At 39.2% G+C, this 22829-nt stretch carries 17 protein-coding genes; 12 read left to right on the forward strand and 5 right to left on the reverse strand.

Annotated elements, in window-relative coordinates; translation table 11 throughout:
• Both Q763_RS11300 and Q763_RS11305 read left to right on the forward strand, forming a co-directional pair.
• On the forward strand, positions 1-2319 hold a 2319-nt coding region (locus Q763_RS11300), incomplete at its 5' end, for a T9SS type A sorting domain-containing protein (RefSeq protein ID WP_035134322.1).
• Between the two features lie 54 nt (positions 2320-2373).
• Complete coding sequence (locus tag Q763_RS11305) at positions 2374-3234, forward strand: outer membrane beta-barrel protein (RefSeq protein ID WP_035134323.1); 861 nt, start codon at positions 2374-2376, stop codon at positions 3232-3234.
• Positions 3235-3292: 58 nt separating this feature from the next.
• Here Q763_RS11305 and Q763_RS11310 read toward each other — a convergent pair whose 3' ends face one another.
• The 5 genes from Q763_RS11310 to Q763_RS11330 all read right to left on the reverse strand — a co-directional run bounded on the left by Q763_RS11310 (position 3293) and on the right by Q763_RS11330 (position 11399).
• Positions 3293-4903, reverse strand: coding sequence for a GH39 family glycosyl hydrolase (locus tag Q763_RS11310; RefSeq protein WP_084596060.1), 1611 nt, complete (start codon positions 4901-4903; stop codon positions 3293-3295).
• A 169-nt stretch (positions 4904-5072) separates the two neighbouring features.
• The gene (locus Q763_RS11315; protein ID WP_052123416.1) at positions 5073-6515 is read right to left on the reverse strand and encodes a TolC family protein; all 1443 of its coding nucleotides are present in this window, start codon (positions 6513-6515) and stop codon (positions 5073-5075) included.
• Positions 6508-9702, reverse strand: a complete 3195-nt coding sequence (locus Q763_RS11320) for an efflux RND transporter permease subunit (RefSeq protein WP_035134325.1) — start codon at positions 9700-9702, stop codon at positions 6508-6510. The genes Q763_RS11315 and Q763_RS11320 overlap by 8 nt, the downstream gene beginning before the upstream one ends.
• A gap of 24 nt (positions 9703-9726) precedes the next feature.
• Entirely contained in the window at positions 9727-10809 is a 1083-nt protein-coding gene (locus tag Q763_RS11325) for an efflux RND transporter periplasmic adaptor subunit (protein ID WP_035134326.1), read from the reverse strand.
• Between the two features lie 182 nt (positions 10810-10991).
• The gene (locus tag Q763_RS11330; protein ID WP_157499415.1) at positions 10992-11399 is read right to left on the reverse strand and encodes a hypothetical protein; all 408 of its coding nucleotides are present in this window, start codon (positions 11397-11399) and stop codon (positions 10992-10994) included.
• A 306-nt stretch (positions 11400-11705) separates the two neighbouring features.
• Between Q763_RS11330 and Q763_RS11335 the strand changes: the two genes are divergently transcribed.
• From Q763_RS11335 to Q763_RS11380, 10 genes are all read left to right on the forward strand, one after another.
• A complete protein-coding gene (locus Q763_RS11335) occupies positions 11706-11915 on the forward strand; it encodes a hypothetical protein (RefSeq protein WP_157499416.1) in 210 nt (69 codons plus the stop codon).
• Between the two features lie 370 nt (positions 11916-12285).
• The gene (gene hisG, locus Q763_RS11340) at positions 12286-13143 is read left to right on the forward strand and encodes an ATP phosphoribosyltransferase (RefSeq protein WP_035134332.1); all 858 of its coding nucleotides are present in this window, start codon (positions 12286-12288) and stop codon (positions 13141-13143) included.
• A 6-nt stretch (positions 13144-13149) separates the two neighbouring features.
• A complete protein-coding gene (hisD, locus tag Q763_RS11345; RefSeq protein WP_035134349.1) occupies positions 13150-14439 on the forward strand; it encodes a histidinol dehydrogenase in 1290 nt (429 codons plus the stop codon).
• The gene (gene hisC / locus Q763_RS11350; RefSeq protein ID WP_035134334.1) at positions 14432-15454 is read left to right on the forward strand and encodes a histidinol-phosphate transaminase; all 1023 of its coding nucleotides are present in this window, start codon (positions 14432-14434) and stop codon (positions 15452-15454) included. The genes hisD and hisC overlap by 8 nt, the downstream gene beginning before the upstream one ends.
• Positions 15451-16539, forward strand: a complete 1089-nt coding sequence (hisB, locus tag Q763_RS11355) for a bifunctional histidinol-phosphatase/imidazoleglycerol-phosphate dehydratase HisB (protein WP_035134336.1) — start codon at positions 15451-15453, stop codon at positions 16537-16539. The genes hisC and hisB overlap by 4 nt, the downstream gene beginning before the upstream one ends.
• Complete coding sequence (gene hisH, locus Q763_RS11360; protein WP_035134338.1) at positions 16536-17114, forward strand: imidazole glycerol phosphate synthase subunit HisH; 579 nt, start codon at positions 16536-16538, stop codon at positions 17112-17114. The genes hisB and hisH overlap by 4 nt, the downstream gene beginning before the upstream one ends.
• Positions 17111-17824 carry a 1-(5-phosphoribosyl)-5-[(5-phosphoribosylamino)methylideneamino]imidazole-4-carboxamide isomerase gene (gene hisA, locus Q763_RS11365; RefSeq protein WP_035134340.1) on the forward strand — a complete coding sequence of 238 codons (714 nt, stop codon included), beginning with the start codon at positions 17111-17113 and terminating at the stop codon, positions 17822-17824. The genes hisH and hisA overlap by 4 nt, the downstream gene beginning before the upstream one ends.
• Positions 17818-18570: an imidazole glycerol phosphate synthase subunit HisF gene (gene hisF / locus Q763_RS11370; RefSeq protein WP_035134342.1), complete on the forward strand. Its 753-nt coding sequence runs from the start codon at positions 17818-17820 to the stop codon at positions 18568-18570. The genes hisA and hisF overlap by 7 nt, the downstream gene beginning before the upstream one ends.
• Positions 18567-19154, forward strand: a complete 588-nt coding sequence (gene hisIE / locus Q763_RS11375; protein WP_035134344.1) for a bifunctional phosphoribosyl-AMP cyclohydrolase/phosphoribosyl-ATP diphosphatase HisIE — start codon at positions 18567-18569, stop codon at positions 19152-19154. The genes hisF and hisIE overlap by 4 nt, the downstream gene beginning before the upstream one ends.
• 178 nt (positions 19155-19332) lie before the next feature.
• A partial coding sequence (locus Q763_RS11380) for a SprB repeat-containing protein (RefSeq protein ID WP_157499418.1) occupies positions 19333-22829 on the forward strand: 3497 nt, incomplete at its 3' end.

The raw sequence follows: 22829 nt of genomic DNA on the forward strand, positions 1-22829 counted from the left end.
ACTGATCCGCTTACTTACTCCGCTCAGGGTACCTATACGATAACATGGACCTACAACGATGGTAACGGTAACACAACTACGCAAACTCAAACGGTAATAGTAGATGATACTACTGCTCCGGTGGCTGATGTGGCTACACTTCCAACTATAACGGCACAATGTGAGGTGACTTCAGGAACAATCACTGCGCCTACGGCTACTGATAACTGTACAGGAACAATAACCGCTACAACTACTGATCCGCTTACTTACGCTGCTCAGGGTACCTATACGATAACATGGACTTATGACGACGGTAACGGTAACACAACTACACAAACACAAACGGTAATAGTAGATGATACTACTGCGCCTGTGGCAGATGTGACTACACTTCCAACTATAACGGCACAATGTGAGGTGACTTCAGGAACAATCACTGCGCCTACGGCTACTGATAACTGTACAGGAACAATAACCGCTACAACTACTGATCCGCTTACTTACGCTGCTCAGGGTACCTATACGATAACATGGACCTATGATGATGGTAACGGAAATGCTACTACGCAAACTCAGTCTGTTGTAGTAGATGATACTACTGCTCCGGTGACTGATGTGGCTACTCTTCCAACAGTAACAGTAGAGTGTGAGGTTACTACAGGTATGATTACTGCGCCTACGGCTACTGATAACTGCGCAGGAACAATAACCGCTACAACTACTGATCCGCTTACTTACGCTGCTCAGGGTACCTATACGATAACATGGACTTATGATGACGGGAACGGAAATAGTACTACGCAAACTCAAACGGTAATAGTAGATGATACTACTGCTCCTGTAGCAGATGTAGCTACACTTACAGACATTGTTAACTACTGTGGTGTTATGAGTGATGAAATTCCGGTTCCAACTGCTACAGATAACTGTGCCGGTTTACTTATCGCTACTACTACAGATTCGTTAGATTATACAGAAGTAGGTACATATGTAATAACATGGACATATGACGATGGTAATGGAAACACTACCACTCAAACTCAAAATATAACAGTTGAAGAGTCTCCTCTTAATGCTGTAACATTTGATAACGAAACATTTACTTACGACGGAACTGTTCATACAATAGAGGTTAATAACTTACCTGCAGGTGCTACTGTTTCATACAGTACTTCTCCTGATACAGGTTTAGACAATGGTGCTATAAATGCCGGTGCTTATACTGTAACAGCCACTGTTAATCCGCAACCGGAAGCATTTAACTGTGAATCAATTGTGCTTACAGCTACAATTACTATAGATCAGGCTCCTCAAACAATTACTTTTGATGCGCTTCCTGTTAAAAACCTTGAAGCTGATCCTGATTTCCAACTGGATGCTACTGCAAGTTCAGGTTTAGAAGTATACTACACATATACTTATACTTCACCAGACCCAGCTGCTGATGTTTCATCTGAAGGATGGGTAGACATGCTTACATCAGGACAAATTACAATTACAGCACATCAGGATGGTAATGATAATTACCTACCGGCTGCAACTGTTTCTCAGGTTCTTGTAATAGAAAGTAGTGATGCTTCTATCTTCGGTATGACAGTGGGTGATGAGACTTACAATACTCCTCCAAGCGAAATTTATCACTTAATTGACTGTGGTGATGATTCTGACTCTGTAGAAGTAACTATCGTAACAGAAGTAGGTGCAACCGTAAACCCGGGACATACATTTACTATCCAAACTCCACAACCGGGTATTTACTCTTATGTTGTAACTGTTACATCTCAGGATGGTACATCTGTTGAAACATATACTATAGTTGTTGAAAGAAGATTTGATTTCTCTGACATAGTAGTTCAGAAATTTGATAACGTATTGTTAGTAAACAACAACTCACAAAACAATGGTGGTTATGAGTTTACTGATTACGAATGGTATAAAAACGGTGTTCTTGTAGGTACCGGTCAATACTTCTCTGAAGGTAATAACCAGTCTGACACACTAGATCCAACAGCCGAATATATGGTTAAAGTAACCACTATTGATGGTGACGTACTACAAACATGTTTAGGACAAATACAGTTACAACATGCAAGTGGTGCAAGGCTATATCCTAACCCTGTAACATACGGACAACTGGTTACTGTTGAGGCTGATTTCCCTGAAAGTGAACTTGAAAACATGACTATCGCTGTTTACAACCTTAACGGTGCCCTTATAACAGAGGTACAGTCGTCTTCAAGAATAACACAACTGCAATTGCCGTTACAGGCTGCTACTTATATTGTAGTACTTAAAACGCCAAACAACAGTAAAACTTTCAAAGTTCTTGTACAGTAAATAAAATAATTCTGCCGCTACGGCGGCAGGATTTATACCATTAAAAATAATATTATGAACAAAAATAAATTCACACAGCTTTCAGCCAAATCGGTAATGGCAGCCTTGCTTCTCATGGGGCTTGGAAAAGCAAATGCACAGGAGGAAAAAAGCGAATTTTCTATATATGCCGGCGGTGTATTCTCATCCATATATTATGACCTGGATCAGGGTAAGGTAGATCATGGCGACGGAGTACAATTAGGATTAAAATATGCTTTTTACCTAAATGAAAACTGGAGCATAGGTCTTGGTGCCGAATATCAAACTTATAATTCAACAGCAAGTTTTGACTATCTTACAGGTAGCTATAACACTACTGATTTTGAAAATGATCCTTTTGAATTCAGATACACAACAAGATCATATAATGAAAGTCAGAAGCTTGAATATGTAAACGTACCATTAACTGTACAGTTTGAAACCGGTGACGGTATTACTGATTTTTATGTATCTGCAGGAGTAAAAGCAGGCTTTGCAATGAAAGGTCGCTATGAAACCAAAATGGATGCATTAACAACAAGTGGTTATTACCCACAATACAATGCCGAACTATTTGGACCTACCTTTATGGGATTCGGTTCGTTTTATCAGGTTAATGCCGGGAAACAGGACCTTGACACTAAAATTGCATGGTCTGGTACGCTTGAAACCGGTGTTAAGCAATACATTGGCGAAAGATCTTCATGCTACATAGGTGTTTTTGTTGACTACAGCTTTAACTCAATTGCTGATAACAAAGACGAAAACATGATAAACTACCCGTCAAATGAAATGCCGGTAGACTTACAGTTTAATTCAGTTATCAATTCATCTTACTCTAAAGATGTACGTTTAATAGCTTATGGTATTAAGCTACGTTTTGCATTCTTTTAAAAGCGTCAACTTCAACGTACAAAAAAAGCAGCCTTTAAGGCTGCTTTTTTATTTTATATTATATCTTTCTCAATGTTATGAGGAATACATCATTTTCCCTTAAATCAAGTTGCTTGGTAAAATTACCGTCCTTCCCTATTTTAACTTCTTCCCTGTAAATTGGTGAACCATTATTGTTTTTATTAAGTTGAGTAACCTGCCCCCTGTTTAATTGTGATGGTCTCCCTAAATCATAATAATCAGTATAAGCATCATTAACCCTGTAGCCTGTTTGGCTTACTTCAAGACTGTATTTTCCTTTTTCCAGTCCGGATACGGCAATATCAAGTTTACCTTTTGCTTTAGCAGGTAAGTCTTTTATATAGTACACCTGATTATTAATAGAATCCCCAGGATGTGTATTAGTAAAATCCCACGCCAGTAACTGGAAGTCACCATTATCGGCTTTACATGCCCATGAGTGCTTATCGTTGTTTACCAACTCTATATCACCCAGTTTATTTAAAAATGAATACGAATAGTACACAGGTTTTTTAATTCCTTGGATAGTTTGTAACCCAAAACCGCCGTGAAAGGGAGTAAAACGCGGACCGGCTTCTTCAAAAATATCGGTAAATACCCAATACGACATTGAGTTTACCGTATTACCAACCTGCTTTAGTTTTTCCAGTACATAAGCTGCCTGATGGTAACTATCGTGTATTGGATCGGCCGGAGTGTATGACGAACTCCACTCAGTATAATGTAGTTCCAGTCCCGGAATTTTAGACGATTCAATCTGATTTCTGGAGTTTATAACATCACCACTAACCGCCTTTTCGTCTTTATTCAACACCGTACCCCCATTACCAAACTCGTCCAGAAACCCTTGTTTCACACCATAGGAATGGGTCGTTACAAAGTCAATCGCAACATTGTTTTTATAACAGAAGTCAATCATTTCAGGCACCCACTCTGCTCCTGCCGTAGCAGGACCTCCTACTTTATATTCTTTATTTACACCTTTAACCGCTTTTACAGTATACTGGTAAAGTTTAAAATACTCTTCCTGAGTACCTGCCCAAAAACCATCAAGGTTAGGTTCATTCCATACTTCAAAGTACCAGCTTTTCACTTCTTCCTCTCCATACCTTTCGGTAAAATGTTGCACTAGGTTAGTTATTAACCCCTCCCATTTATCATAGTCTTTAGGCGGAGTAACATTACCCCTCCACCAAAAAATAGTTTTATCACCACTGGCTAAAGGTGAAGGCATAAAGCCCAGTTCTACAAAAGGCTTAATATTAATGCTCAGTAAATAATCAAATAGTGGATCTATGTATTGATAATTGTATTGCGGATTACCGTTTTTATCTTCTTTGTAAACAGCCATGTCGTCTACCAGTAATCCATGCATACGAATGTACCTAAAGCCACAGTCCTGTTGTGCTAAAGCAAGTTGTTGTTGCCAGTCGGCTCTAAGCCCTTCGTTTGCACGCCCGGCACCTACACATTCATTAAAAAATTTGTTTAATTTTCCCTGTGTTTTGTTCAGGTCTACTTCTATACGCCTTACTGTTTCCGGTTTTGTTTGGGAAATAGCATTTTGAAAACCCATACCCAAAACAGCCGACAAAACAACACCTGTTTTAAACAGTTTTTTTGATAATCCTGTAATTTTATTTTTCATAATTAATTGCTGATTCACTTATAGTCAAATATACCAAAAGCTATTTATTCCACAATAATTTTCAGAAAAAAGCATAAAAAAACCTCCGGCACAAATTGCACCGGAGGCACTCACGATAAATAGTCGCGACCTTCTTACAAAGGAAAAACAATATATAAACACCAGAAATTTACTTCCATCCGCCACCTAAAGCCTTATAGATATTCACCATAGCATTCATTTGTGCTTTTTTGGTTTCTATAAGGTCAAATTTAGATTCAAGCGCGTCACGCTGCGTCATTAACACCTCCATATAATCGGCTCTTGCCGATGTGAACAGGTCATTAGAGATATTAATTGACTGCGTTAAAGCATCTACTTCTTTAGACTTAAGGTCATAACTTTCCTTAAGGTTATTGATGTTAGAAAGCTCATTAGCTACTTCTATGTAAGCATTAAGTATCGTTTTCTCGTAATTGAAAACGGCCTGTAGCTGTTTAGAGTTTGCACTGTAATAAGTAGCCTTAATTGCATTTCTGTTAATTAACGGAGCTGCTATATCACCCGCAAGGGAATACAATAGCGACTCTGGAGTCTTAACCAAATATGCCGGGTCAAATGCCTGGAATCCTATACCTGCTGATATACCCAGTGAAGGATAAAACCTGGCTTTAGCAACCTTAACATCCAGTTTTGCTGCTGCTAACTCGAATTCAGCCTGTTTAACATCAGGACGGTTTTCAAGCAGTTGTGACGGAATACCGGCATAAATGGTTTCAGGCACTAAATTGATAAAGTTTTGATGATCTCTGGCTACAGGCTGAGGGAACCTACCTACAAGGAAGTTAATCCTGTTTTCGGTTTCAACAATTTGCTGCTTTAAATCAAACTGTATACTTTTTGTATGTAATAACTGTGCTTCAAATCGTTTTACGGCAAGCTCTGTAACACGTGCTGATTCTTTTTGAAGCTTCACAATGTTAAGTGCATTGCTTTGTATATCGATATTTTGGTTTACAAGTGCCAACTGATTGTCTAACGCTAAAAGCTCATAGTATGAGTTAGCTATTTCGGCAATCAGATTAGTAACCATAAAGTTTTTACCTTCTACAGTAGCAAGATAATTGCTGATTGCTGATTTTTTGGCATTGTGAAGTTTGTTCCAAATATCTATTTCCCAGTTGGCATAAGCCCCAATCATATAATCAGGAAGCGGTTCGGGGAATTCTTTACCCGGTTTTATTTCGGTATTGGCATCGTTAGCCCCCTGACTGGTATACCTGCCTACTTTTTCAATTCCGGCACCACCTTTAACTCCTACAAACGGAAGATACTCCCCTTTTCTGGCTTTTATCTCATTTCTGGAAATTTGTATTTCCTGCATAGTGATATTAAGCTCCTGATTGTTTTGTAATGCAACATCAATCAGGGTATCCAGATACGGATCTGTAAAATACTCTTTCCACTTAAGCTGAGCTATGTTTGTAGTATCCTGCGAGTCGTTAAAACTCACAGGTGTTTCTGTATTTGCTTCACGCTGAACTAAAGAAGGTGTTTTACATCCTGTAAATGTTAGTGCAAGGCATCCTGCTACTACATATACATATTTATATTTCCTAAACATCTTACTCATTTTCATCAGTATTATCAAAATTATCTATTTGATGTACAAACTCATCAGATAATGAGCTTTCATCTTCATCCTTAATCAGTTTTCTTCCGTCAGCAAGGGAACCGAAAATGTAGTACAGTCCCGGAACTATAATTACACCGAAAATAGTACCGAATAACATACCACCCATTGCAGATGCACCAATGGTTCTGTTACCTATCGCACCGGCACCTGTTGCAATAATCAACGGAATTAACCCGGCAATGAAGGCAAACGATGTCATAAGGATAGGACGGAAACGTACCTTAGCCCCTTCAATAGCAGCCTCAAGTATCGTAGAGCCCTGACTGTGCTTGAGGACAGCAAACTCCACAATAAGTACGGCGTTCTTACCGAGTAGCCCCACGAGCATGATAAGACCAATTTGCGCGTAAATATCGTTTTGAAGTCCCATTAATTTAAGGAGCATAAACGAACCGAATACACCCACAGGCAGTGAGAATATTACGGCAAGCGGTATAATAAAGCTTTCATACTGTGCTGCAAGTACAAAGTATACGAATGCAAGTACAATAAGGAAGATGTATAGCGACTCATTACCTCTGCTGGCCTCATCATAAGACAGACCTTCCCATGCAATGTCATAACCTTTAGGAAGGGATTCTTTAGCTACTTCACGAATAGCCTGAATAGCATCTGCTGTAGTATAACCTGCTGCAGGAAGCCCCCTGATAGCTGCCGAGTTGTACATGTTGTAACGTGTAATCTCATTAGGTCCCTGAGTCTTTTTAAGCTTCATGAAGGCCGAATAAGGTACCATTTCACCATGATCGTTTTTAACGAAAAGGTTCAATACATCAGACGGTAATCTTCTGAATTTAGGATCTGACTGAACATATACTTTAAAGAAACGGCCAAACTTAATGAAACCCTGTTCGTAGGTACTACCAATAAGGATGTCAAGGTTCTCCATTGCTTTACCAACAGAAACTCCTTTCTGCATGGCTAAGTCATTATCTATTTCAAGTTCATACTGAGGGTAGTTTGCCGCAAAGAAGGTAAATAAACCTGTAAGCTCTTTACGTTTACCTAAATCCTCAAGGAATTTTTTATTAATCTTATCGAAATCCTGATAATCAGTAGTGGTATTTTTATCTAACAAACGCATTGAGAAACCACCTGATGAACCAAATCCGGGGATGGCCGGCGGTTCGAAGAACTCAATTGTTGCTCCTAAACCTTTTGATTTTTCTTCAAGCTCTTCCATGATCTCGGTAACAGAGTGTTCCCTTTCATGCCATGTTTTAAGGTTAATAAGACAGGTACCGGCGTTAGAACCCCTACCTTCTGTCATAATCTCATAACCTGCAAGTGATGATACCGACTCTACTCCGTCTACTTCCTCACAAATTTTCTGTAATTTTTGTGATACCTGGTTTGTTGTTTCCAGCGTAGATCCCGGAGGCGTTTGTATAATAGCATATATAGTACCCTGGTCTTCACTTGGTATGAAACCTGCAGGAAGTACCTGGCTCTCAAAATAAATACCCGCACAGAAAGCTCCTAATATTAAGAATGTAAGTAACCTTCTGCTAACTATCCTTTTTAATATAGCTACATATTTACCTGTAAGTTTATCAAAACCACGGTTAAAGCCATCTAATGCTTTTGTAAATACATTTGGTTTAGAATGGTGTGCATGGTGATTTTTTAACAGCATAGCACATAATACCGGCGTAAGGGTAAGTGCAATAATTGCCGAAATTACAATAGAACTCGCCATGGTAATAGAGAACTGCCTATAGAAGGTACCTACAGGACCTGTCATGAATGATATTGGTAAGAATACCGATACCATTACCGCAGTAATCGCTATAATCGCACCACTAATTTCACCTAATACCCTTTTTACTGCCTGGTATGGCGTTATGTTAGGGAACTCGTCAAACTTGGCGTGGACGGCCTCCACCACCACAATGGCGTCATCCACCACAATACCAATTGCAAGTACAAGTGCAAACAGTGTCACAAGGTTAATAGATAACCCGAAGAACTGTATTACAAAGAATGCCCCTACGAGCGACACCGGTACCGCAAGTATAGGTATAAGCGTAGATCTCCAGTCGCCAAGGAAAACAAACACTACAATTGCCACAAGAATAAAGGCATCCCTTAGCGTATGGATAACCTGCTCAATAGAGGCATCAAGGAATTGGGAAACGTCATAACTAATTTTATAATCCATGCCCGGAGGGAAAGTTTCCTTCATCTCCTCAAGCTTAGCTTTTACTGCTTCAATCACATCACTCGCGTTACTACCATAGTTTTGTTTTAATACTATGGAAGCCGATGGGTGTCCGTCAAGGTTAGAGTAAATATCGAAGAATTCACTTCCTAACTCTACCTTACCTATATCACCCAGGCGAATACGCTCACCATCTGCATTAGCACGAACAATAATATTTTCGTATTCAGATGGTTCACTGTACCTACCCTTATAGGTTAATACATATTCTAACGACTGGGCTTCGATACCCGAACTTTGCCCGATACGACCCGGACGACCTACAATACTCTGTTCGGCCATTGCGTCCATCACCTCATCAACAGATACATGGTAAGCTCTCATACGGTCTGGGTTTAACCAAACACGCATTGCATAGGTTCTACTACCTAATATTTGAGATCTTGCCACACCCTTAATCCTGTTAATTTCAGGGATCATTTTTACGTTAGCATAGTTGTACAGGAACTTTTCGTCCATGTTTTTGCCGGTTGCATACAGGTTAACGTACATCAACATACTCGGCTGGATTGGGGTAATTACAACCCCTTCACGCTGAACCAGTTCGGGTAAGAGGGGCATAACCTGGTCAACCCTCGTTTTTACCCTGATAACCGCCTGGTTAGGATCGGTACCCGGTTCAAAAATAATCCTTAGTGTAGCTTCACCCGCACTGGTTGCATCCGTAGCCATATAACGCATGTCCTGAACACCATTAATAGAGTTCTCTAAGGTAATCAGGGTCGATTTTACTAATACGTCTGCACTGGCCCCGGGATAAGCTATAAAAACATTTACGGTAGTTGGCGCAATCTGGGGAAATTGCGATATTGGCAACTGTTTGATTGCCAACGAACCTACAAACACAATAATAATAGATATTACTATCGCAAATACAGGCCTATGTATGAATTTATTAAACATTTGATCTTTTTTTAAGTTATTCCATTATTCTGCATATAGCTCCAAATGAGATATAACATGTTTAGGGTCTTCCAGTTTGTATTCTATTTCCTCGTTTTCTTTAACAAGACGGATACCTTCCAGAAGGATCTTATCACTTTCTGATAAGCCTGATTCGATAATAAAGATGTGTGGCAGCTCCGCCGCTATTTTAATCTCTCTTGATTTTATCTTATTATCTTTATCCAATACATAAACATATTTCTTTTCAAGCACCTCAAAAGTTGCTTTCTGCGGAATGATCATGGCGTTTTGGAACGGTATTTTCATTTGAATACTACCGGTTTCACCATGTCTTAATAATCCGTTTGGATTAGGGAATGTAGCCCTGAAAGGTATGTTACCGGTTTCGTTATCAAAATCGGCCTCAATGGTTTCTACAATACCTTCTTGGTTGAATAACTTATTGTTAGCCATTAACAGGCCTACTTTAGCTTTACCACCTTCTTTAGCAGATTCTTTATAATCAAGATATTCTGCCTCAGGTACGTTATAGTACACCCACATTTTACTGTTATCAGAAAGATTAGTTAACAAATCTCCTTCATCCACAAGACTACCTTGTCTTACATGGAAACGGTCAATAATACCGTCAAAAGGCGCTCTGATTTCGGTAAATCCAAGATGAACTTCTGCTAAAGCAAGCTCAGCCTTAGCTTTGTCATATTTCGCTTTAGCCATAGCAAGCTCATTTGGAGCTACTACATTGCTGTCTGCAAGTCTTTTTGTATTCTGGTATTCAATTTCAGCAAAATTAGCCTCTGCTTTTGCCTTTTGCATTTCTGCCTCATAGAGTTTAGGCATAATTTGGAATAGTAGCTGACCTTTTTTAACAGACTGGCCTTCATCTACATAAATCTTTTCAAGGTAACCTCTTTCCTGAGCCCTAAGTTCGATATGTTGTATCGAGTGTATCTGGCACACATATTCATCGGTAATGATGGTGTCCATTTTTACAGGGTTAGTAACAAGGAATTTAGTTTCAACTTCCTTCTCTTCTTTGTCTGTTTTGCAGCTTGTATGGCACAATAATGCACACAAACTCACGAGCATGAGTACTCTCTTCATAATAAATTTTGCTTTTTTAAAACAATACGATTTTCTTGATATTCTTTTTTCTGGTAGAGTTCGTGTATAAAAAAATACACGGTATATATTCTTTTGGCCCTAAGCCGCGTGAATACACATAATGTTTAAATGCGAAAAATCAGGCAAACAAGAAGTTATCTACCTGAACAATGGGTTGAGAATCAAAGTCTGATTACTCGAAAAACAATATATTTCCTGTAAGATGAGAAATATGAAAGGGGTCTGCTATAATATGGCAGACTTTCTTTTACGTATCTGTGAGAGTACCCTAAAGTTTGGGCATAAAGTGCAGTAGTAAAGTAATTGTTGATTTCCAGATATTTTTTGTAGGAAACCAGTTCTTCATCGTCGCCTTCGTTATCGGTAACAATAAATTTTTCGTTTTGTTTTTCAGTTTGAGTCCTAAACGGAATTGACTTTAAGTAAGAAGCGTCATAATCCTGATTAAATCCAAAATCAAACTGTAATGCTAACGATTCAACATTTTTATCCAATGCATAGCCATTGTGTCCCTGATAAGGATGAGCGTTTAAAACGCCCTGTCCCCCTAGCAGGACTACAAAAAGCATTAGAAAAAATCTGGTTAGCATATTTTTCATGGGCACCAAAATTACATAAACAAGATTATACTGGCAAGCAGTTTGGCATTAAATATTAACACATCTTAACATCCCGCAGTTTTCACTCGTTTTCGCTAACATTGTTAACATTAAATTTACATTAACTCCTTTAAAGCCAAATAATAAATTACTCTTCGGTTTAATCCAAAAACAATGCCAAAAAACTATATTTTAACTAAAATAAATCACTACAACGATGTCGTTATACAATAAAAGCTATAAGCATAAATACATATACAACTTAAAAGAATTATTTTGACAGATTACATTAAGATCTTGTATGTTTCGGGACCACCAACCATTCCATTACTGGTACAAACTATACGGCAAAATTTAAAGGAAAAAGTAAAACGTTTCCCTAACAACGATGCTCTGGTATGCATTGAACAAAACTACCGCAACTCATACAGCGAATTTTACAATCAGACCACTACCTTTGTCAAAAGCCTGGAAATTTACAACTGATTTCTCTGTAACCATTACAGGAAAGTAAGTAAGGTAGAAATGCGCTAAATATCTATTAAAGAGCTGGGGCTGTTAGGCGTACTTAAAATTAAAACATCATGATTTAACCCTAAAAAATTCAAAAAAATTATAACCTCCGATTTTTAATTGAATTTATTTCTATATTTGCGAAGTACAAAAAAACAAAATTTTATTATGGTTTTTAATCAACTACATCATCATCATTTTCAAACTGGCTCAAATGCGAGGAGGAAATGATATTGTAGTAACCTAAAATATTTTCTAAACCCGTTTGAGTAAAAATCAGACGGGTTTTTTATTTAATTGAGCTCTCCCCTTCTGTTTTTACTCAGGCATCATTTTAAAAACAATGAGTAAATTAAAAATAGCCGTTCAGAAAAACGGAAGGCTCAGCGAAAAATCGCTGCAACTGCTAAACAAATGCGGCATAAGGCTGCTAAACGGAGAGCGAACACTTAAAGCTTCTTCACAAAACTTCCCTATTGAGGTACTTTTTCTTAGGGACGACGATATTCCGCAATATGTAGAACAGGGCGTTGCCGATGTAGGCATACTGGGCGAAAACGAGGTTTGGGAACAAAACAAAAATATAACTGTAGTTAAAAAACTGGGGTTTGCCAACTGTAGGCTTTCACTGGCTCTACCAAAAGAAGCCCAATACAACGGAGTATCTTATTTCAACAATAAAAAGATAGCAACCAGCTACCCTTTTATCCTCCAGCAGTTTTTTGAAGAAAATAACATCTCTGCAGAGATAGAAACGATTAGCGGTAGTGTGGAAATTGCTCCGGGAATAGGTCTTGCCGATGGTATTTTTGACATTGTAAGTACGGGGAGCACTCTATTAATGAACGGACTTAAAGAAGTGGAAACCGTTACAAAAAGTGAAGCCGTACTTATTAGCAATACTTCACTAAATGCTGAAAAAGAAGACATTTTAAACCAATTACTTTTCAGGATACAGTCGGTTATAAATGCTGCCGAAAACAAATACATACTCCTTAATGCCCCAAACAATTCGGTACAACAAATAGCACAGGTATTACCCGGCATGAAAAGCCCTACTGTACTTCCGCTCAAGGAAGAAGGATGGAGCAGTATACACTCGGTAATACGTGAAGATGAATTTTGGGATAATATAGACCGCCTTAAAACCCTTGGCGCAGAAGGTATCCTTATTGTTAATGTTGAAAAAATGATTCTTTAAGCTATGATACAAACTGTTTTATACCCCGAGAAAAATACATGGGAGGCTTTGTGCCAAAGACCACAACTCCCTGTTGCCGACCTTGAGAGTCTTACCTGTCAGATTTTTGATGAAATAAGCAAAAAAGGTGATGATGCCGTAAAGAAATATACCGGCTTCTTTGACGGTGTAATCCCCGAAAACCTTCAGTTAAACGAAGATGAAATAACCAAAGGTGCTGCAAAGATATCGACCGAACTGAAAGAGGCAATACAATTAGCTAAGGCCAACATAGAGGCTTTCCACGCTATTCAAAAAGAACAGAAAAAAAGTGTAGAAACCACACCTGGTGTAAGCTGCTGGAGGGAAAACAGAGCTATTGATAAGGTAGGGATTTACATCCCCGGCGGATCAGCACCTCTTTTCTCAACTGTTTTAATGCTTGCTATACCTGCAAAAATTGCAGGCTGTAAAGAGATTGTACTTTGCACTCCACCCAATAAAAAGGGTAATGTAAACAGTGCTATACTATATGCAGCCCAACTTACCGGAATTACAAAAATATATCGTATAGGTGGTATACAGGCAATTGGGGCAATGACATTAGGCACCGAAACCATCCCGAAAACCTATAAGATATTCGGTCCGGGGAATCAGTATGTAACTGCTGCCAAACAAACTGCATTAAGCTACGGTGTAGCTATCGATTTACCTGCCGGACCAAGTGAACTTTTAGTTATTGCCGACAGTACAGCTAATCCTGAATATGTGGCAGCCGACCTGCTTTCTCAGGCAGAACACGGTCCCGATAGTCAGGTAGTATTGCTTAGTGATAATAAAGAAATCATCAGTAAAACAGCAAAAGCACTCACAAAACAGGTAAACACTTTACCCCGAAAGGAAATAACTTTAAAGGCACTTAACAACAGTAAAGCCATATTACTTTCTGACTTGGCAGAATGTATAGCATTTAGTAACCTGTATGCACCGGAGCACCTTATAATAGCAAGTGATAATGCTGAAAATTATATAGATGATGTTACCAATGCCGGATCGGTTTTTCTGGGTAATTACAGTTGTGAAAGTGCAGGAGATTATGCCAGTGGTACCAATCACACCTTGCCTACAAACGGATATGCTACAAGTTATAGCGGAGTATCGGTAGACAGTTTCATCAAAAAGATAACCTTCCAGAAAATAACCCGTGAAGGGCTGCAAAATATCGGTCCGGCGATAGAGGTTATGGCTGCTGCCGAACAACTGGAAGCTCACAAAAATGCGGTAAGCATACGATTAAAAGACATTAGTAATGAATAGTATAGAAAAAATAGTACGTCCTAATATACTGGCACTTCAGGCTTACTCTTCGGCAAGGGAAGAATTTACAGGTAGCGAAGGAATATTCCTTGACGCTAACGAGAATCCGTTTGGCGAGCTAAACCGTTATCCTGATCCTTTACAGAAAGCGTTAAAGCAAAAGCTTTCGGTTATTAAAGGTGTAGCTACACAAAACATATTTACAGGCAACGGAAGCGACGAGGCTATCGACCTTTGTTTCAGGATATTTTGCGAACCGGGAAAAGACAAGGCACTTACCTTCACCCCTACCTATGGTATGTATGAGGTATCGGCAGCTATAAATAATACTGAGCTTATTAAAGTCCCTCTAGATAATAATTTCCAAGTTGATATAAACAAAGTATTATTGGCATTGGAAGACGAAAACCTCAAACTGGTTTTTATCTGTTCGCCTAATAACCCAACAGGAAACTGCCTTGATGCAGCCGAATTCATTATACAAAACTTTAAAGGTATTGTGGTTGTAGATGAAGCCTATGCCGACTTCTGCTCCACCACACTGGTAAACAAACTGGAGCAGTATTCTAACCTGATTGTATTACAAACCCTGAGTAAAGCCTGGGGGCTTGCGGCAGCGCGTGTGGGCATAGCCTATGCATCACCTTTTATTATTAGTCTTTTCAATAAGGTAAAACCTCCTTATAACATCAGTAAACTGAACTATACGGCAGCTATTTACGCATTAGAGAACACCGATAATTATGAGGAACAGAAAAAACTACTGCTGGAAGAACGCCTAAAACTGAGTGAAGCCCTGTCCCAAATCCCAATTGTAAGGAAAGTATATCCTTCACAGGCTAATTTTTTACTGGTAGAGGTTAGCGATGCTAATTCTGTATACAAAAACCTTATACAGCAGGGAATTATTATACGTAACCGAAACAAGGAGGTAAAAAACTGTATTAGGATATCTATAGGCACGCCACAGGAAAATAAAGCCTTACTAAACGCTTTACAAAATATTACAGCATGAAAAAAGTATTATTTATAGACCGCGACGGTACATTGGTAATAGAGCCTCCTGTAGATTATCAGTTGGACAGCTTGGAAAAACTGGAGTTTTATCCGGGAGTATTTCAGGGGCTTTCAAAAATTGCCCGCGAACTGGATTACGAATTGGTTATGGTTACTAATCAGGACGGATTGGGAACTGCTTCTTTCCCTGAAGATACTTTTTGGCCTGCACAAAACAAAATCATTAAGGCATTTCAAAATGAGGGAATCAGGTTTAGTGAGGTTCTTATTGATAAAAGCTTCCCTAAAGATAACCTGCCTACCCGAAAACCGGGAACGGCCATGCTTACACACTATATAAAAGGTGATTATGATTTAGTAAACTCCTATGTTATTGGCGACAGGCTGACCGATGTACAACTGGCAGAAAATATGGGGTGTAAGTCGATTTTCATTGGTGAGGAATGCGACAGGGCTAATCTTGTAACCCAAAGTTGGGATATTATATACCAATACCTGAAAGCAAAACCCAGAACAGCCATCGTTAACCGAAAAACCAGTGAAACCAATATAGTAATAGCACTTAACTTAGACGGTTCGGGTAAAAGCAATATTGATACCGGACTGGGCTTTTTTAATCACATGCTGGATCAGTTGGCACGCCACGGCGGAGTAGATTTAGATATTAAAGTTAAGGGCGATTTATATATAGACGAACACCACACTATTGAAGATACTGCGCTGGCATTGGGCGAAGCTTTCCTAAAAGCACTGGGCAGCAAAAAGGGAATTGAACGTTATGGTTTCCTGCTCCCTATGGATGACTGCCTTGCTCAGGTAGCCATTGATTTTGGCGGAAGACCATGGTTAGTTTGGGACGCTAATTTCAATCGTGAAAAAGTGGGCAAAATGCCTACCGAAATGTTCCTTCACTTTTTTAAATCGTTTAGTGATACTGCAAAATGTAACCTGAATATAAAAGCCGAAGGCGATAACGAACACCACAAAATAGAAGCGATTTTCAAGGCTTTTGCAAAAGCTATAAAAATGGCTATAAAACAAACAGATAATTATACTATACCCAGTACAAAAGGAGTGTTATGATAGTGATTATAAAATACAATGCGGGTAATACCCAGTCGGTTGAAAATGCTGTTCGAAGGCTGGGTTATGACTGCATCGTTACCAACGATATTGAAGATATTAAAAAAGCTGATAAGGTTATCTTTCCCGGTGTAGGTGAAGCTGCAACAGCCATGCAGCACCTACAGGCAAACGGACTCGACTTGGCAATAAAAGGACTCAAACAGCCTGTTTTAGGGATATGCCTTGGGCTACAGCTTATGTGCAATTACACCCAAGAAAGTAACACAAAAGGACTGGGCATTTTTGATGTAAACGTGAAAAGATTCCCTCCTCTAGATATTGTGCCTCATATGGGCTGGAATACTCTGAACAACTGTAAAGGAGAACTGTTTTCAGGTATTAGTGAAGAGGAACATTTCTACTTTGTACACAGCTATTATGCAGAGGAATCTCCCCTTTCGGCTGCTCAGTGTGATTATATCCTGCCCTATAGTGCTGCGCTGCAAAAAGATAATTTTTATGCGGTTCAGTTTCACCCTGAGAAATCGGGCAAGGCCGGAGAACAACTACTAAAAAACTTTTTAAGCTTATGAGAATTATCCCTGCCATAGATATTATTAACGGTAAATGCGTACGCCTCACTAAAGGTGACTATGCTACCCAAAAAACATATAATGAAAATCCGGTAGAGGTTGCCCGTTCCTTTGAAGATGCCGGAATTAAATACCTGCACCTGGTTGATTTAGACGGAGCTAAATCGGGCAGTATTGTCAACCATAAAGTACTGGAGAGTATTGCCACACAAACCAATCTTATTATTGATTTTGGTGGAGGCGTGAAATCGGACACTGATATACAGAAAGCCTTTGAATATGGTGCTTCACAAATCACTGCCGGTAGTATTGCTGTAAAAAATCCGGAAAAAGTAACCGAATGGCTTTCACAATATGGCCCAGATAAAATTATACTGGGGGCCGACTGTAACAACCGTAAAATAGCTGTAAATGGCTGGCTACAGGAAAGCGATACCGACGTACTGGAGTTCATACAAGGTTATCAAGAAAAAGGAATCAAAGCAGTTATTTGTACCGACATAGCTAAAGACGGAATGCTACAGGGACCTTCAACAAATCTGTATAAAGAGATTATCGGTTCGGCAAACATCAACCTGATAGCAAGCGGAGGCATTACCAATATTCAGGATGTACTTGATATGAAAGCTATAGGATGTGAAGGAGCTATTATTGGCAAGGCACTGTATGAGGGAAAAATTGAACTTAAAGAATTAAGTAAACTATGCTAAAGAAAAGAATAATCCCCTGCCTCGACATTAAAGACGGCAGGGTTGTAAAAGGAATTAATTTTGAAGGGTTAAGAGATGCCGGTAACCCGGTAGAACTGGCCTCCCGCTATGCACTGGAAGGTGCAGATGAGCTTGTTTTTCTTGATATTACCGCCACGCTGGAAAAAAGAAAAACACTGGCAAGCCTAGTTACCGAAATCGCCAAAGAGATCAATATCCCCTTTACTGTAGGTGGTGGCATAAACACACCTGATGATGCCGAATATCTTATAAGCCGTGGGGCTGATAAGGTTAGTGTAAACTCATCGGCAGTTAAAAACCCTAAACTGATAAACCAGATAGCCAAAAACTGTGGCAGTCAGGCTGTAGTACTGGCTATTGATGCAAAAAAGGTAAACGGCAATTGGGAAGTATTCATTAACGGAGGTAAAGCCGCTACAGGTATAGAACTTGTCAGTTGGGCAAAATATGGGGAGCAGCTGGGAGCAGGAGAAATACTGCTTACCTCCATGAATAATGACGGCACCAAAAACGGTTTTGCTACTGATGCCCTTAACCTTGTAGGCAATAACGTAAACATCCCTGTGATAGCCTCAGGCGGTGCAGGCAGTATGGAACACTTTACCACTGTATTTAGTGAAACTAAAGCCACTGCAGCACTGGCTGCAAGTATTTTCCATTACAACGAGATAAATATCAGCCAACTTAAAAACTATTTACAACAAAATAATATACCCGTAAGATGAAACCTGATTTTAATAAAACAAACGGACTTATACCGGCTATAATACAAAATGCAACAACCCTGCAGGTACTTATGCTGGGTTATATGAACGAAGAGGCTTTTACCAAAACTCAGCTTGAAAAGAGAGTGACTTTTTACAGCCGAAGCCGAAATAAATTATGGACAAAAGGTGAAACATCAGGCAATTACTTAAACGTAGTGTCTATAAGTCTGGATTGTGATAATGACACCATTTTGATACAGGCAAAACCAGTAGGAGCTACCTGTCATACCGGATCTACAACCTGCTTTGGAGAACCAAACAGTAAAGGCTTCCTCTACCAGCTTGAGGAGATAATTTCAGAAAGAATAGAGTCGGATTCCGATACTTCCTACACCAATACACTATTTAAAAGAGGAATCAATAAAGTAGCACAAAAAGTAGGTGAAGAAGCCGTAGAATTGGTTATTGAAGCCAAGGATAATAATGAGGAATTATTTAAAAATGAAGCAGCTGATTTATTATATCATTTTTTAATCCTTCTTAAAGCTAAATATTTAAATTTTAATGATATTGAAAAAGTTTTAAAAGAAAGAAGCAGTTAATTTTATTTTTAACCGCTAAGCAACTTAAATTAAATTTTAACTTAATATTTAAGTAATAACTAATATTTGTTTTAATACAAAATAACTTATTAAATAAAGTTAACAAGTTTATTCAGAGATTTCAAAAATACTGTATATTTAGCCCGTCAAAATCATCCTATAATATAATTTTTAGTCCATGAAAAAATTACTACTTTTATTAGGATTGATGAGTTGTGTATATTCCTTTGGGCAATGCCCGGGTGATACTCAGGCCCCTTATTCGGGCGTAGCTTCGGGCTCAACGAGTATTTCTCAACGAGGAAGAACGTCTACCTACACAAACGTCAATCTTAACGGTACCGGTACAAATGAAGCTTTTGTGACCTCGGGCGCAACCGTTACTTTTTCTTATGATTATTCAATGGTGTATAACACCGGCGGAGCATGTCCAACCTGTCCTACACAACACTTTGTAGGTATGAATAACGTGTTTACCGACTGTCATGAGGAAGGTACAGGAAACATTTCCACTTCATTTACCGCACCAACGGCAGAGGGGTCTTACTACATCACGCAATCCAGCGACTGGGCAGCAGGATGTTATGCTTTTAACAGCTTTGACCCAAACAATTCATATGCTGCTGTTGCTGTACTGCATGTGGGTGCACCAAGTTTAATACCACCTGCAAATGTTGTTGTAAACAGTACAACAGCTGCCTGTACCACAGTAGTAAACGGAATTAGAATTGTTGCCATTGATGATTGTACTGATCCTATAACACTTACTTATGATATAACAGGTGCTACAACAGGAACAGGATCAGGTGATGCCAGCGGAACAACTTTTAACGCGGGTGTTAGTACTGTAACTTATACGGCTACAGATTCTTCATTAAACACTTCTACTGCTACATTTACAGTAACAGTTACCGGAACAACGGGTACTATAAGTTCACAAACTAATGTTTCGTGTAACGGTAATACCGATGGTGCTGCAACTATAGATGTTACAGGAGGTATAACTCCTTATACTTATCTTTGGAGTGACGGACAAACAACCGCTACAGCTACAGGCCTTGCTGCCGGAGATTATACAGTAACTGTTACAGATGCTGTAGGTTGTGCTACAATTGTTGATGTTACTATTACTGAGCCTACGGCTCTTGCTATAACTCCGTCTCAGGTAAATATTTTATGTAACGGCACCGCTACTGGTGAGGCTACAGTATCAGTAACTGGTGGTACTGGTGCTTACACTTACCTTTGGAGTGACGGACAGACAACTGCGACTGCTACAGGATTAACAGCAGGGGCTTACTCTGTTACTGTTACCGATGCAAACAGTTGTACATTAACTGAAAACTTTACAATAACCGAACTTCCTGCACTAACAGCAACTCCTACAGGTGTTGATATTGTTTGTAACGGAGATGCTTCGGGTTCGGCTTCAGTTGCTGTAACAGGTGGTGCAGCCCCATATACTTATTTATGGAATACTACTGAAACTACAGCTACCATTTCAAACCTAACAGCCGGTATTTATACTGTAGATATTGAAGATGCTAACGGATGTACAACAAATGCTTCGGTTACCATTAACGAATCTCCGGCACTGGTTGTTAATGAAACTCATACTGATGTTCAGTGTAACGGTAATGATACAGGTGTAGCCTCTGTTATAGTAACAGGTGGTGCAACTCCTTATACTTACCTTTGGAATAACGGAGAAGAATCTGCCACTATTACAAACTTATTGGCAGGAACATATACTGTGGAAGTTAAAGACAACAATAACTGCACTAAATCGCTTACTATTGAAATACAGGAACCAGATGCTTTAGAATCTACTCCTAGCCAAGTTGATATATTATGTAATGGTGATAACACAGGTGCAGCTTCCCTTACCATAACAGGTGGTGTGGGACCATATTCTTATTTGTGGGATACAGGTGAAATTACAGACAATATAGCTAACCTTGTTGCCGGTAACTATTCTGTAATTGTTACCGACGCTAACGGTTGTACATTGACTCAGCTATATACTATTGATGAGCCGGCAGTACTTTCGGTAAACCCTACTCAAACTAATATTCTATGTAATGGTAATGCTACAGGTTCTGCTACTGCTACGGTATCAGGAGGAAAATTGCCTTACAATTACTTATGGAGTAACGGTGAAACCACAGCTACTATTAGTGGACTTACATCCGGAAACTATTCTGTAGGTATAATCGATGCTAACGGATGTACAATTTCACAGTCATTCTTTATTAGTCAGCCAAATGCACTTACAGCTACCACAGCTAAAAGCGACATTGCGTGTAATGGTGATGACACAGGTGTAGCATCAATAACTGTTTCAGGTGGTGTTGCTCCTTATACATATGAGTGGAGTAATGGTGAAGATACTGCTGCTATAACAGGACTTACAGCAGGTATTTATACTGTTGAGGTTACAGATACTAACGGGTGTAAACTTACAAGATCTTTTGATATACAACAACCTGATCCGCTTTTTGCAACTACAACACAGATAGATGTTTTATGTAATGGTGCTGCAACAGGTGAAGCAACTATCACTGTAACCGGAGGTATCCCTCCTTATTCTTATTTATGGGATAATGGTCAGGCTACCTCTACAGCAACCGGACTTACTTCAGGAGCTCATTCTGTTTTTGTAAACGACGCTAATGGTTGTACTTTAACACAATCAATCTTTATTGAACAACCAGATCCTTTAGTAGTAACTCCAAATACAACTAAAAGTGATGTACTTTGTAATGGTGGTACTTCGGGTAATGCAACCATAGTAGTTGAAGGTGGAGTAGCTCCTTACACCTATTTATGGAGTGATGGACAGGAAACTCTAACAGCAGTGGGTCTTGCTGCAAATATTTATACTGTTGAAGTAACCGATGCTAATGGATGTATTCTTAATTATGAATTTGATATTCAGGAACCGGCTGCTTTAACATCAATTCCTTCACAAAATAATATCGTTTGTAATGGTAATGCTACAGGAGCTGCTTCTGTCGTTATTAACGGAGGGGTTCAGCCTTATACTTACGAATGGAATACCGGAGCAACTACTGATGCTATTTCCGGACTTACTGCCGGTACCTACTATGTAACGGTAACCGATGATAACGGATGTATTTTGATACAAAACTTCAACATTAGTGAGCCTCCTGCATTAGCTGTAGGTCCTGCAACTGCTCAAACAGACATTCTTTGTAATGGCGCTGCTACCGGTAGCGCTACTATAGATGTAACCGGTGGTACTACTCCTTATTCATATTTATGGAGTGACGGACAAACAACTGCTACTGCTACAGGACTTACAGCAGGTACTTATGATGTTTTAGTTACCGACTTTAATAACTGTACCTTATCATATGAATTTATAATTGATCAACCGGATGCGTTACTACTTACTGCAACTCAAACAGATGTGCTTTGTAATGGTAATAATACAGGGGAAGCAACTGTTATTGTTGAAGGTGGTGTTACCCCTTACTCATACGACTGGAGTAACGGAGAGATAACAAGTACTATTACAGGACTTACAGCAGGTACTTACACTGTTGATATTACCGATGCTAATGGTTGTAGTTTAACTCATGAATTTATAATCGACGAACCGGAACTGCTTACAGGTACACCATCTCAGGTAGATGTACTATGTAACGGTAA

The organism is Flavobacterium beibuense F44-8 (assembly GCF_000769915.1).
Classification (GTDB): Bacteria; Bacteroidota; Bacteroidia; order Flavobacteriales; family Flavobacteriaceae; genus Flavobacterium; species Flavobacterium beibuense.

Coding starts and splice junctions, on each gene's coding strand:
- hisA (WP_035134340.1), top strand. CDS start 17,111: ATGAGAATTATCCCTGCCATAGATATTATTAACGGTAAATGCGTACGC.
- Q763_RS11310 (WP_084596060.1), bottom strand. CDS start 4,903: ATGAAAAATAAAATTACAGGATTATCAAAAAAACTGTTTAAAACAGGT.
- Q763_RS11325 (WP_035134326.1), bottom strand. CDS start 10,809: ATGAAGAGAGTACTCATGCTCGTGAGTTTGTGTGCATTATTGTGCCAT.
- hisB (WP_035134336.1), top strand. CDS start 15,451: ATGAAAAAAGTATTATTTATAGACCGCGACGGTACATTGGTAATAGAG.
- hisF (WP_035134342.1), top strand. CDS start 17,818: ATGCTAAAGAAAAGAATAATCCCCTGCCTCGACATTAAAGACGGCAGG.
- Q763_RS11330 (WP_157499415.1), bottom strand. CDS start 11,399: ATGCTTTTTGTAGTCCTGCTAGGGGGACAGGGCGTTTTAAACGCTCAT.
- Q763_RS11305 (WP_035134323.1), top strand. CDS start 2,374: ATGAACAAAAATAAATTCACACAGCTTTCAGCCAAATCGGTAATGGCA.
- Q763_RS11320 (WP_035134325.1), bottom strand. CDS start 9,702: ATGTTTAATAAATTCATACATAGGCCTGTATTTGCGATAGTAATATCT.
- Q763_RS11315 (WP_052123416.1), bottom strand. CDS start 6,515: ATGAGTAAGATGTTTAGGAAATATAAATATGTATATGTAGTAGCAGGA.
- hisH (WP_035134338.1), top strand. CDS start 16,536: ATGATAGTGATTATAAAATACAATGCGGGTAATACCCAGTCGGTTGAA.
- hisC (WP_035134334.1), top strand. CDS start 14,432: ATGAATAGTATAGAAAAAATAGTACGTCCTAATATACTGGCACTTCAG.
- hisG (WP_035134332.1), top strand. CDS start 12,286: ATGAGTAAATTAAAAATAGCCGTTCAGAAAAACGGAAGGCTCAGCGAA.
- hisIE (WP_035134344.1), top strand. CDS start 18,567: ATGAAACCTGATTTTAATAAAACAAACGGACTTATACCGGCTATAATA.